The 12,584-nt window shown below is 72.4% G+C and carries 11 protein-coding genes; 7 read left to right on the top strand and 4 right to left on the bottom strand.

The genetic code is table 11. The features are described 5' to 3' along the window. Positions 1-463: 463 nt before the first annotated feature. From OG989_RS03815 to mshA, 3 genes are all read right to left on the bottom strand, one after another. Positions 464-1,333, bottom strand: coding sequence for a hypothetical protein (locus OG989_RS03815; protein ID WP_327031103.1), 870 nt, complete (start codon positions 1,331-1,333; stop codon positions 464-466). A 533-nt stretch (positions 1,334-1,866) separates the two neighbouring features. Continuing rightward, entirely contained in the window at positions 1,867-2,394 is a 528-nt protein-coding gene (locus OG989_RS03820) for a YbjN domain-containing protein (RefSeq protein WP_151453002.1), read from the bottom strand. A gap of 292 nt (positions 2,395-2,686) precedes the next feature. After that, complete coding sequence (mshA, locus tag OG989_RS03825) at positions 2,687-4,051, bottom strand: D-inositol-3-phosphate glycosyltransferase (protein ID WP_327029670.1); 1,365 nt, start codon at positions 4,049-4,051, stop codon at positions 2,687-2,689. 181 nt (positions 4,052-4,232) lie between these two features. Here mshA and OG989_RS03830 point away from each other — a divergent pair, with 181 nt between their 5' ends. Together OG989_RS03830 and OG989_RS03835 are read left to right on the top strand one after the other, a co-directional pair. Beyond that, positions 4,233-4,994, top strand: coding sequence for an SDR family NAD(P)-dependent oxidoreductase (locus OG989_RS03830; RefSeq protein WP_151453000.1), 762 nt, complete (start codon positions 4,233-4,235; stop codon positions 4,992-4,994). A 23-nt stretch (positions 4,995-5,017) separates the two neighbouring features. Next, a complete protein-coding gene (locus OG989_RS03835; RefSeq protein ID WP_327029671.1) occupies positions 5,018-5,815 on the top strand; it encodes a class I SAM-dependent methyltransferase in 798 nt (265 codons plus the stop codon). A gap of 18 nt (positions 5,816-5,833) precedes the next feature. Here OG989_RS03835 and OG989_RS03840 read toward each other — a convergent pair whose 3' ends face one another. Next, on the bottom strand, positions 5,834-6,925 hold the full coding sequence (locus OG989_RS03840; protein ID WP_327029672.1) for a UDP-N-acetylmuramate dehydrogenase: 1,092 nt from the start codon (positions 6,923-6,925) through the stop codon (positions 5,834-5,836). Positions 6,926-6,995: 70 nt separating this feature from the next. Here OG989_RS03840 and OG989_RS03845 point away from each other — a divergent pair, with 70 nt between their 5' ends. From OG989_RS03845 to OG989_RS03865, 5 genes are all read left to right on the top strand, one after another. Next, the gene (locus tag OG989_RS03845) at positions 6,996-7,757 is read left to right on the top strand and encodes a maleylpyruvate isomerase family mycothiol-dependent enzyme (RefSeq protein WP_327029673.1); all 762 of its coding nucleotides are present in this window, start codon (positions 6,996-6,998) and stop codon (positions 7,755-7,757) included. Between the two features lie 242 nt (positions 7,758-7,999). Then, positions 8,000-9,301: an ABC transporter substrate-binding protein gene (locus OG989_RS03850; RefSeq protein ID WP_327029674.1), complete on the top strand. Its 1,302-nt coding sequence runs from the start codon at positions 8,000-8,002 to the stop codon at positions 9,299-9,301. Positions 9,302-9,376: 75 nt separating this feature from the next. After that, positions 9,377-10,387, top strand: coding sequence for a carbohydrate ABC transporter permease (locus tag OG989_RS03855; RefSeq protein ID WP_151452995.1), 1,011 nt, complete (start codon positions 9,377-9,379; stop codon positions 10,385-10,387). Then, positions 10,384-11,217, top strand: coding sequence for a carbohydrate ABC transporter permease (locus tag OG989_RS03860; protein ID WP_132230775.1), 834 nt, complete (start codon positions 10,384-10,386; stop codon positions 11,215-11,217). The genes OG989_RS03855 and OG989_RS03860 overlap by 4 nt, the downstream gene beginning before the upstream one ends. Next, on the top strand, positions 11,214-12,584 hold the full coding sequence (locus tag OG989_RS03865; RefSeq protein ID WP_327029675.1) for a GH1 family beta-glucosidase: 1,371 nt from the start codon (positions 11,214-11,216) through the stop codon (positions 12,582-12,584). Before OG989_RS03860 ends, OG989_RS03865 begins: the two co-directional genes overlap by 4 nt.

The following is a 12,584-nucleotide window of genomic DNA, read 5'->3' on the forward strand; positions in this document are numbered from 1 at the left end:
CAGGTTGGCGGCCCTGGGAGATCGACATCGCCGCCGACATCATGATCAACTCAGGTGGCGGGCGGGAAGGAAAGCCCGGGTTGGGGGGACAGCAGAACGCCCACCGCGACTCGTGATCGCGATGGGCGTTCGCACCGTATGACCGGCGGCGGCGGGCGAAGCCCACCCCCGTAGGCGTCGCCCGCTCGCGCCGCCGGTCCAAACAGGTGGCCACCGTCCCCCAACGGTGTTGTTCCACCCGTCCCCCGCGCCTCACTCGGTGCACGGATCTGATCGATCCACCGCTCCCCCGAACGGTTCCAAGCGTGGCGCGGTGCAATAAAGTTAGTTCGCCCGGGATTACGAAGACAACCTGGATGGGCTGTCTCGCCGGTCACAGCTCCGGTTCCCACCGGGAGTACCGTCACTTCGGGCCTCGGTGGTGGCCAACAGCGGTTACCCGTCGACCATTCCCCCAAACACGTCAGGCGTCCTCACGATCGGGCGATTCCGTACGGAAGAAGTTGCTCGGCCGGCCGTCACGGAGCTGCTCCTGGTAGATCAGGTTCAGCTTCCGCTCGTCGAAGGTCCGGAACCACTCGTCCCAGGTGATCTCACGTACCCGGCTGCTCTCGCGGTAACCGGGCATGTTGAAGGTGAGTACGCCGGCCCGCCCCTCCCGCTCGGTGCCCGCGATCGTCGCCGGTGCGGCGCCGCGCTCCCGCGCCCAGTTGCGGATCACGTCGTGGTTGGTGGTCACCAGGCTTCGGCCGGGGCGCTCCGGCCGGTCGGCGGTGGACGAGATGAGCTGCGAGGAGCGCACCGACCGCGAGGTGCTCCGCCCGGTTCGGACACCGGTCGCCGTACCGCCGCGCGTCGTGCCCGCCCGCGACGACGCCGACGCGGACGCACGTGCCGCCGTGGACTTCCGGGCCGCCGACGTGGTCTTCTTCGCCGGGGCGGCCTTCCTGGCCGGAGCCCGCTTCGCCGCCGCCTTCGCCGGCGGAGCGGTCTTCCTCGCCGCCGCCTTCTTCGCCGCCGGAGTTCTCTTCGCCGCAGCCGTCTTCTTCGCAGCCGGTGCCTTCTTCGCAGCCGCCGTCTTCTTCGCCGCGGGTGCCTTCTTCGCCGCCGGGGCCGTCTTCTTCGCCGCTGCCTTCTTTGCCGCCGCCTTCTTCGCCGGAGCGGCCTTGTTCGCCGCCTGTGCCCGGCCCGGGGCTGCCTTGTTCGCCGCCCGGCCCGACGCCGCCTTCTTCGTGGCGGCGGCCCGTCCGGCGGACGCCCGCGTCCCCGTCGCCCGACCGGCGGGCCCGGTGCTGCGACGCGCGGCACCGCCCGAGGGACGCTCCGCCCGCAGGGCCTTCGCCAGCGTCTTCACCAGTTCCGGCTTGCGCAGGGCGGAGATGCCGGAGACCCCGCGCTTGCGGAGCTGCCCCCGAATCTCGTCCACCTTCATGCCGGAGATCTCGGATTCGGAGATCGACGGGGTGTTCGGGGTCTGGTTGCCCGGCTGCCGTTTCATCCTGGTCGCAGTCCCGCCGCGACCTGAGCTGTTCCGCTGAGCCATGGGACGCTCACGCTCCTCGACAGTTGGTCCTCGGCGCGCGGCGGGTCCCAGTGCCGCACCGCGCGGTGCGGCATACCCGTCAGGACCGGTCCGAACCTCCGACCGGGGCACCCGTGGTCCAGGCCGGTCGACGAGCGGCCAGGACCATCCCGGCGAGCACGACCCGAGGCGGTCGTCGGCGGCACCCCCGGTCGGCCCGGCGGCACCGGTGCGGCCCGACGGCATCCGACTGCCCGGCGGGCATCCGACTGCCCGGCGGGCACCAGGCTGCCCGGCGGGCACCAGGCTGCCCGGCGGCACAGGGCTGCCCGACGGCGACCGACCTACCCTGCCGTGCCCGGCTGCCCGGCCGCGCCCGGGGAGGGCTCGAAGAGGTGGGCGAACGCCGCGAGGTTGGCGGTGGACTCGCCCCGCTTGACCCGCCACTCCCACTCCCGCCGGATCGAGCTGCCGAAGCCGATCTCCAGCATCGTGTCGAAGGACTCGTCGGCGTACGTCAGCACCGCGCCCAGGAGCCGGTCCAGCTCGTCGGCGTCGATCCCGGCCGGGTTGACGCGACCGGTCAGGTAGACGTCGCCGACCGCGTCGACGGAGAACGACACGCCGTACATGCGGGCGTTGCGCTGCAACAGCCAGGCCCACAGCTCCTCGCGCCGCTCGTCCGGCTGGCGCATCACGAAAGCCTCGATGCGCAGCGCGTGCTCACCGAGGATGAGGTTGCAGACCGTCTTCAGCTTGTGGGTGCCCGGCAGCGTGACCGCGTACGAGCCCGGGCCGGTCGACTCCCAGGCCAGCTCCCGCTCGTCGCAGACCGACTCGATCAGGGCCGCAAGATCACTCTTCCCGCTCATCGGATCCACTCTACGGCCGGCACCGCCCCGGCACCGGACGACGACGGCCGGCACGACAGCAGCCGGCACCAGGCGACGACGGCCGGCGACGACGGCCAACGCGACAGCGGCGGGCACCAGGGACAGCGGCGGATACCACGCGACGACGGCCGTCGACGACGGCCAACGCGACAGCGGCGGGCACCAGGCGACGACGGCCGGCACGAGAGCGGCCGGCCCAGGCAACGACGGTCGGCATCAGACAACGGGGGTCGGCGCGCGACCGTAGGCCGGCAGGCAGGCGCACGACCGGTCACCAGGAGCAGGACATCGCCGGGCCGCAGGCCAGCTCGGAGGCGAGCCGGGCCCGGTGTGCGGCGATCGCCTCGCCGTAGACGGTGAGCAGCCCGGAGGCGGTGCGGTGCCAGGAGAAGTTGCGGGCGTGCCGCGCGGCGCCCCGGGCCAGCTCGGCGCGGTGGGGCCGGTCCGGCAGCAGGCGGCCGAGCGTACGGGCCCAGTCGGCCGGGTCGTGGCCGTCGATCAGCACGCCGCTGACCTGGTCCCGCACGGCGGTCACGAGGCCGCCGACGGCGGCGGCCACCACCGGCGTACCGCAGGCCTGTGCCTCCAGCGCGACCAGGCCGAAGGACTCGTTGTACGACGGCACCGCGACCAGGTCGGCGGCCCGGTACAGGGCGGGCAGGTCGTCACCGGTCTGCGGGGGCAGGAAACACACCCGGTCGGCGACGCCGAGCGTGCCGGCCAGCTCCATCAGGGCGGTCGGCCGGTCCAGCCCGCTGCCGCTGGGGCCCCCGCAGATCACCACGGTCACCTCGTCGGCGAGGACCGGGTCGCGCTCGCGCAGCGCGGCCACCGCGCGGATGAGCACGTCCGGGGCCTTCAGGGGCTGGATGCGGCCGACGAAGGCCACCACGTACCCGGTGGCGGGCAGCCCGAGTCGGCGGCGGGCCTCGACGACGGCGCGGTCGCGGTTCCCCGGGGCCGGGCGGAACCGGTCCAGGTCCACGCCGGGCTCGACCACGGCGACGCGGGCCGGATCGGCGTCGTACCGGTCGATGAGGTCACGGGCCTCGACCGCCGTGTTCGCGACCAGCCGGTCGGCCTCGGTGACCACCTGCTCCTCGCCGATGACGCGGGCCTTCGGTTCGGGCCGGTCCCCGGCGGCGAGCTGGGCGTTCTTGACCTTCGCCAGCGTGTGCGCGGTGTGCACCAGCGGCACCCCCCAGCGCTCCTTGGCCAGCCAGCCGACCTGGCCGGAGAGCCAGTAGTGGGAGTGGATCAGGTCGTAGTGGCCCGGGGGCCGGGACGCCTCGGTGCGGAGCACGCCGGCGGTGAAGGCGCAGAGCTGCCCCGGCAGCTCCTCCTTGGTGAGCCCTTCGAGGGGGCCCGAGGTGACGTGCCGGACGTGCACGCCGGGCGCCGTCTCGACCACCGGGGGCAGGTCGCCGGAGGTGGCCCGGGTGAAGATCTCCACCTCGACGTCCGCCTCGGCCAGCCGCCGGGCGACCTCCAGGATGTAGACGTTCATGCCGCCGGCGTCGCCGGTGCCCGGCTGGTGCAGGGGTGAGGTGTGCACCGAGAGCGTCGCGATCCGCCGGGGGCGGGGCCACGGGCGCGCACCGCGCTGACGACCCACACCGGTGTGCAACTCCGCCACGTCCGCTCCTTTTGTCACGGTTTATGCCGTCCGCACGCCCGGCGCCCTTCGAACAACGTCCCCGGCCGATGTCATCTTCCCCATCGGGCACCCGTAATGCGCCGGGGCGGCGCCCGGGCGTGACGGACCTCATCACCACGCCGCCGGCACCCGCCGCGGTGGCCCGGGGGAGAATGGCCGGATGACCTCTGTCGCCGTCGTCACCGGAGCCTCCAGCGGGATCGGGGCGGCCACCGCCCGCCGGCTCGCCGCCGAGGGGTTCCACGTCCTCGCCGCCGCGCGGCGTACCGACCGGTTGGCCGCCCTGGTGGCCGAAATCGAGGCCGCGGGGGGCGCGGCCACCGCCGTGGCCTGCGACGTCACCTCCGACGAGTCGGTGGCCGGCCTGGCCGGGGCGGCGACGGCCCTGGGCCCGGTCACCCTCCTGGTCAACAACGCGGGCGGCGCGCGCGGCCTGGATCCGGTCGAGTCCGGGTCGGTCGGCGACTGGCAGTGGATGTACGACGTCAACGTGCTCGGCACGCTGCGTGTCACCCAGGCGCTGCTGCCCGCGCTGGAGGCGTCCGGGGCCGGCACCATCGTGGTCGTCTCCTCGACCGCCGGCTTCACCGTGTACGAGGGCGGGGGCGGCTACGCCGCCGCGAAGCACGCGCAGACGGCGATCGCCGGCACGCTGCGGCTGGAACTCTGCGGCCGACCGGTGCGCGTGATCGAGATCGACCCGGGCATGGTCCGGACCGACGAGTTCGGGCTGGTCCGCTTCGCGGGGGACGCCGAGCGGGCAGCGGCCGTCTACGCCGGGGTCGCCGAGCCGCTGGTCGCCGAGGACGTCGCCGACTGCGTCGCCTGGTGCGCGACGCGCCCGCAGCACGTCAACGTGGACCGCCTCGTCGTACGGCCGCTGGCCCAGGCCGCCCAGCACAAGGTGCACCGGGTCGGCTGAGCCGGCCCGGGCGGTCGCGGACGATGACGGGCACGGCGCGGCACCGGCCGCTCGGCGTGGTGACCCGGGGGACGACGAACCCGAACCGGCTCCGCCGGGTGGACAACTGGATCGTCGAGACCTGCCGGGAGGCGCTGCGCGAGGCGGCCGACCCGCTGGTGGTGGACCTCGGCTACGGCGCCAGCCCGGTGACCGCCGTCGAACTGCGCGCCCGGCTCGCCACCGCGGTCCGCCCCGACGTGCGGGTCGTCGGGCTGGAGATCGATCCGGTACGCGTCGCCGCCGCCCAGCCGTCCGCCGACCCGCCCCGGCTCACCTTCGCCCGGGGCGGCTTCGAGCTGGCCGGGCTGCGGCCCGCCCTGGTCCGCGCGTTCAACGTCCTGCGCCAGTACGACGAGCGCGAGGTCGCCGATGCCTGGCGCACCATGACCGCCGGGCTGGCCCCGGGCGGGCTGCTGGTCGAGGGCACCTGCGACGAGTTGGGGCGGCTCGGCGGCTGGCTGCTGATCGACGCCGACGGTCCCCGTACGCTCACCCTCGCCGCGAAGCTCACCACCCTCGACACCCCGGCGGAGCTGGCCGAGCGGCTGCCCAAGGCGCTGATCCACCGCAACGTCCCCGGCGAGCGGATCCACGACCTGATCCGCGCGCTCGACGACGCCTGGCACGCCGCCGCCGGCTACGCCCCGTACGGCCCGCGCCAACGCTGGCTGCGCGCGGTCGCCGCGGTACGGGCGGCGGGCTGGCCGGTCCTGGACGGCCCCCGCCGCTGGCGCCACGGCGAACTCACCCTCCCCTGGCCCGAGATCGCCCCCGCCTGACGGCTGCCCGGCGGCGGGTCAGATGGTGCAGTTGATGAGGATCGGTTCGGGGTGCAGGGTCACGCCGAAGCGGTCGTGGACGCCGTCGCGGATCTCCCGGGCCAGCTCGACCAGGGACGCCGTGCTGGCGGTGCCGCTGCGGTTGGTCAGGGCGAGGGTGTGCTTGCTGGAGATGGCGACGCCCTCCGGCCCCGGATGGCCCTTGCCGAAGCCGGCCCGGTCGATGAGCCAGGCGGCGCTGACCTTGACCATGTCCCCGGGGCAAGGCCAGGACGGCGGCTCGCCGATGTCGGCGGCGCGCTCCCGCAGCAGCTCGTACGCGGCCACGTCGAGCACCGGGTTGGTGAAGAACGAGCCGACCGAGCGGGTGTCCGGGTCGGTGGCGTCGAGCACCATGCCCTTGCCGGCGCGCAGCCGCAGGACCGTGGCCCGGGCGTCGGCCAGCGGCACCCGGTCCCCCACCTGCACGCCGAGCGCCCGGGCCAGTTCCGCGTAGCGCACGGGGCCGGACAGCGGCGAGCGGGCGAGCCGGAAGTCGACGGAGAGCACCACCCAGCGGTCGCTGTACTTGAAGATGCTGGACCGGTACGCGAACCCGCAGTCGGCGGCGTCGATCCGCCCGACGGTCCCCTCGACCCGGTCGTGGACTCCGACGCCGACGATGGTCTCGGCGACCTCCTGGCCGTACGCGCCGACGTTCTGGATGGGGGTGGCGCCGGTCGAGCCGGGGATGCCGGAGAGGCACTCCAGGCCGGACCAGCCGTTGGCGACGGTGGTGGCGACCAGCTCGTCCCAGGGCTCGCCGGCCTCGACGCGTACGGTGACGGCGTCGGCGTCCTCGGCGACCACCCGCACGCCCCGGGAGCGCACCAGGACGACGGTGCCGGGGAAGCCGGCGTCCCCGATCACGACGTTGCTGCCCCCGGCGAGGAGCAGGACCTGCTCGTCGCGTCCGGCCGCCTCCCGCACGGCCCGCACGATCGCGTCGGCGTCGGTGCCGGCGACGACACGGGCGGCGGGACCGCCCAGGCGTAGGGTGGTGTATCGCGCCAGGTCGCACGTCGTGGCGGGTTCGGTTCCGGTTGTCGGCTGGGCGTAGACGTCTGACACGCCTTTCACCCTAGGCTGAGGGGTAGCCGCGGCGCCCACTGGTGGCCCGGTCACCCCCGGGAGGATGGCGATGAGCAGACTGCACGCAACGAAGGACTTCTGGTTGGGAGCGCTCCGGGCGGAGGGCCCGGCGTTCGCCGCCGCCGTGGCGGAAGCCCCGCCGGAGACACCGGTGCTGTCCTGTCCCGGCTGGACAGTCGCCGACCTGACCCTGCACCTCACCTCCCTCTACCGCTGGGTGCACTCGTTCGCGGGCACCGGCGCGGCCACCCCCTCGCCCGGCGGGTCCGAGCCGGTCGAGCTGGAGCCGGGCGTCGCCCCGCTCCAGCTCTGGCAGCAGGCGTACGACCGGCTGATGACCCTCTTCGACGGCCTCGACCCGGAGGCCCCGGCGTGGAACTGGGCGCCGCAGCCGAAGAAGGCGGGCTTCTGGCCGCGCCGGATGGCGCACGAGACCGCGGTGCACCGGTGGGACGCCCAGCTCGCCATCGCGGCGGGCGAGCCGGTCGAGGCGAAGCTCGCCGCCGACGGGGTGAGCGAGATCCTGGACACCTGGCTGCCGGCCGGTCGGCGCCGCACGGCCGGCCAGTGGCGCGGGGTGGTGCAGATCTCCGCCGTCGACGCCGGTCAGGAGTGGTTCCTGCGGCTGCGCGGCGAGGGCGTGGCGCTGCTCGACACGGCCACCATCTTCGACCACGACGACCACCACGCGCGGGCGCAGGTCAGCGGCACCGCGAGCGACCTGCTGCTGGCGCTCTGGGGCCGGGTCGGCCTCGACACGCTGGACGTGGCCGGCGACCGGGCCCTGCTGGAGGGCCTCCGCGTCGGCTGATCCACCGCCGCGCGGAGCCGGGCCCCGAGGGCTCCGCGCAGTTCCCACCGCACGTACGACGAGAGTGGCCGCCCGGCACAGGCGGCCACTCTCTTTGCGTCCGGTCTCGATCCGCAACCAGCGGAGAGCGCTCTCTTGACACCGGACCGGACCAACCACCACCCTGTCGTGAGAGCGCTCTCTCAGCTCTGCTCCACCACCTGCCTCACCACCTCAGACGACCTGAGAGGGGTCCGACCGATATGGGTGTCTTTCCGCGCCGCCGCCTGGCGGCGGTGGCCCTCGTCGCCGCCACCGCGCTGTTCGCCACCGCCGGCTGCGCCGGCGACGAACCCGCCAAGGACGGCAAGATCACGTTGACCGTGGACGTGTTCAGCCAGTTCGGCTATGAAGAGCTCTACAAGGAGTACATGGCCAGCCACCCGAACGTGAAGATCGTCGAGCGTGGCACCGGCACCAACCTCGACGACTACTCGCCGAAGCTGACCCAGTGGCTCGCCGCCGGCAAGGGCGCGGGCGACGTCGTCGCCATCGAAGAGGGGTTGATGGTCGAGTACAAGGCCAACCCCGACAACTTCGTCAACCTGCTCGACCACGGCGGGGCCGAGCTCCAGGGCAACTTCCTGGAGTGGAAGTGGAAGGGCGGGATGACCCAGGACGGCAAGCTGATCGGTCTGGGCACCGACGTCGGCGGCATGGCCATGTGCTACCGCACGGACCTGTTCGCCAAGGCCGGCCTGCCCACCGACCGCGAGGCCGTGTCGAAGCTCTGGCCGACCTGGCAGGACTACGTCAAGGTCGGTGAGCAGTTCAAGGCGAAGAACACCGGCGCCTCGTTCCTGGACGCCGCGACCAACATCTTCAACACGATCGTGCTCCAGACGGCCGGCAACGCGCAGGGCTACCACTACTACGACACCAGCGGAAACCTGGTGGTGGACAGCAACCCGGCGGTACGGCAGGCCTGGGACACCACCATGGACATCATCGACTCCGGCCTCTCCGGCAAGTACGGCTCCTGGTCCGAGGAGTGGGTGTCGGCCTTCAAGCAGGCCAAGTTCGCCACCATCGCCTGCCCGGCCTGGATGACGGGCGTCATCGAGGGCAACGCCGGCGCCGAGGCCAAGGGCAAGTGGGACATCGCCCGGGTGCCCGGCAACGGCGGCAACTGGGGCGGCTCGTGGCTCGCCGTGCCGACCCAGAGCAAGCACCGCGCCGAGGCGATCGAGCTGGCGAAGTTCCTGACCAGCGCCAAGGGCCAGATCGGGGCGTTCAAGGCCAAGGGCCCGCTGCCCTCCTCGCCGCAGGCGCTGGCCGACCCCGCGATCGTCGACGCCAAGAACGCGTACTTCTCCGACGCCCCCGTCGGGCAGATCTTCGGCGAGGGCGCCAAGACGCTGAAGCCCGTCTACATGGGGCCGAAGAACCAGGCCGTCCGCACCGAGGTCGAGAACGCCGTCCGGACGGTGGAACTGGGTCAGCGCAAGCCCGACCAGGGCTGGACGGACGCGGTCAACAACGCGAAGAAGGCCGCCGCCAAGTAGCCCGAGCCGGAGTGCGGGCGGGAGGGCGCCGGGGGCGCCGGTCCCGCCCGCACCCGGGAAAGGAGTGGTCCGGGCATGACCGTCCAGCTCGACCCGCGCCCGCCGGTCGCACCGGCGCCCCGCACCGGTCGACGCACACCGGCGATGCGGTTCAGCCGCCTCGACACGAAGTACTCGCCCTACCTGTTCATCGCCCCGTTCTTCGTGCTCTTCGGGGTGTTCGGGGCGTACCCGCTGATCTACACCTTCTGGGTCTCCCTGCACGACTGGGACCTGCTCGGCAGCAACCACCCGTTCGTCGGGCTGGAGAACTACAGCCGGCTGCTGGAGGACCCCGACTTCTGGCACGCCGTCGTCAACACCCTCGGCATCTTCGTCATCTCCACCGTCCCGCAGTTGCTGGCCGCGCTCTGGCTGGCCAACCTGCTCAACCGGCAGCTGCGGGCCCGGACGACGTTCCGGATGGCGGTGCTGATCCCGAACATCACGTCGACGGCAGCGGTCGCGATCGTCTTCGGGGTGCTCTTCGGCCGCGAGTTCGGCATGGTCAACTGGCTGCTCGACCTGGTCGGGATCGACGCGATCGAGTGGAAGTCGAACCGGTTCGCGTCCTGGGTGGCCATCTCCACCATGGTCGACTGGCGGTGGACCGGCTACAACGCGCTGATCTTCCTGGCCGCGATGCAGGCCATCCCGCGCGACCTCTACGAGTCGGCCGCCATCGACGGGGCCGGCCGGGCCCGCCAGTTCTGGTCGATCACCGTGCCGCTGCTCAAGCCGACGATCATCTTCACCGTCATCATCTCCACCATCGGCGGGCTCCAGCTCTTCACCGAGCCCCGGCTGTTCCACTCCGGAACCAACCCGATCCGGGGCGGAACGCTACGGGAGTCGCAGACCGTGACCATGTACATGTTCGAGAACGCCTTCGCGCCCCACTACAACTTCGGCTACGGCTCGGCGGTGGCGTGGCTGCTCTTCGCCCTGATCGCGGTCGTCGCGGCGATCAACGTGCTGCTCCTGCGCCGGCTCGGCGGCGCGAAGCCCCCGAAGGATCACGCGAAGTCGAAGGAGGGAGCGCGATGACCCGCCTCTGGGCCGCCAGCCGGCTCACCTACGCCGCGCTGATCGCCGCCGGGGTCCTGTCGATCTTCCCGATCTACTGGATGTTCGTGGTGGCGAGCCGCTCCAACGACGCGATGGGCCAGCTGCCACCACCGGTCACCCCCGGCGGCAACTTCGGCGCGAACGTGTCCCGGCTGCTGAACAACACCGACGCGTACTTCGTCGCCGGCCTGGTCAACTCGGCGATCGTGGCGGTCACGGTCACCGTCTCGGTGGTCTTCTTCTCCACGCTGGCCGGGTTCGCCTTCGCCAAGCTGCGGTTCCGGGGACGCAACGCGCTGCTCATGGTGATCATCGCGACGATGATGGTGCCCACCCAGCTCGGCGTCATCCCGCTCTACCTGCTGATGACGAAGCTGAACTGGAACGACCGGCTGCCGGCGGTGATCGTACCGGCCCTGGTCACCGGCTTCGGGGTGTTCATGATGCGGCAGTACGCCGGCCAGGCGGTCAGCAACGAGCTGATCGAGGCGGCCCGGGTGGACGGCTGCAACACCGCACGGATCTACTGGAACGTCGTGCTGCCGGCACTGCGCCCGGCCGCCGCCGTGCTGGGGCTGCTCACGTTCATGACCACCTGGAACGACTTCCTGTGGCCGTACGCTGTCCTCAACGACCCGGAGAACCCCACCGTGCAGCTCGCCCTGCGCACGCTGTCCGACGGGTACTACACGGACATGTCCCAGGTGTTCACGGGAACGGCCATCGCCACCCTCCCGCTGTTGCTGGTCTTCGTCCTGTTCGGCCGCCAGATCATCGGCGGCATCATGGAAGGTGCGGTCAAGGCGTGAGCACTCTGCGATTCCCCGACAACTTCGTCTGGGGGGCGGCCACCGCCGCGTACCAGATCGAGGGGGCGGCCACCGACGACGGTCGCGGCCCGTCGATCTGGGACACCTTCAGCCGTACGCCGGGAAAGGTCCACCACGGCCACACCGGCGACGTCGCCTGCGACCACTACCACCGCTACGTCGACGACGTGGCGCTGATGGCGGAGCTGGGGCTGAAGGCGTACCGCTTCTCGGTGGCCTGGCCCCGGATCCAGCCGGACGGCACCGGCCCGGTCAACCCGCGCGGCCTGGACTTCTACGACCGGCTGACCGACACGCTGCTGGCCCGGGGCATCGACCCGATCGTCACCCTCTACCACTGGGACCTGCCGCAGGCCCTCCAGGACCGGGGCGGCTGGACCAACCGCGAGACCGCCGAGCACTTCGCCACGTACGCCACGGCGGTGCACACGCGGCTCGGCGACCGGATCCGCACCTGGACGACCCTCAACGAGCCGTGGTGCTCGGCCTACCTCGGCTACGGCAACGGGGTGCACGCCCCCGGCGAGCAGGACGCGGGCGCGGCCTTCACCGCCGTACACCATCTGCTGCTCGGGCACGGCCTGGCGGCCCGCGCGCTGCGCGCGGCCGGCGCGCAGACCGTCGGGATCACGGTCAACCCGGCCGACGTACGCGCGGCCGACCCGGACAGCGCCGCGGACGCGGCGGCGGTCCGCCTCGTCGACGGCCTGCACAACCGGATCTTCCTCGACCCCCTGCTGCGCGCGGCCTACCCCGACGACGTGCTGGAGCACGTGGCCCGCATCGTCGAGCCGACGTTCATCCGCGACGGCGACGAGAAGCTGATCGCCGCCCCGATCGACCTGCTCGGCGTCAACTACTACGCCCCCACCTACGTCGCCGGCCGGCCGGACGGCGCGGGCGGCAGCGCCTACCCGGGCACCGACGGCGCGGTGGAGTTCCTCCCGCCGACCGGGCCGCTGACCGACATGGGGTGGATGATCGAACCGGCCGGGCTGACCCGGCTGCTGGAACGCATCGCCACGGACTACCCCGGCGTGCCGCTGATGGTCACCGAGAACGGCGCGGCGTTCCCCGACAAGGCCGACGCCGACGGTGCCGGGCAGGTGATGGACGCGGACCGCATCGCCTACCTCGACGGGCACCTGCGCGCCGTGCACGAGGCGATCTCCCGGGGCGTGGACCTCCGGGGCTATCTCGTATGGTCGTTACTCGACAACTTCGAGTGGGCCGAGGGCTACCGTCGACGGTTCGGCATCATCCACGTCGACTACCTGACGCAGCGACGCACACCGAAGTCCAGCGCCCGGTGGTACCAGGAGGTGATCTCCCGGAACGGGCTGTGA

The organism is Micromonospora sp. NBC_01740, assembly GCF_035920365.1.
In the GTDB taxonomy this organism is placed as follows: domain Bacteria; phylum Actinomycetota; class Actinomycetes; order Mycobacteriales; family Micromonosporaceae; genus Micromonospora; species Micromonospora reichwaldensis.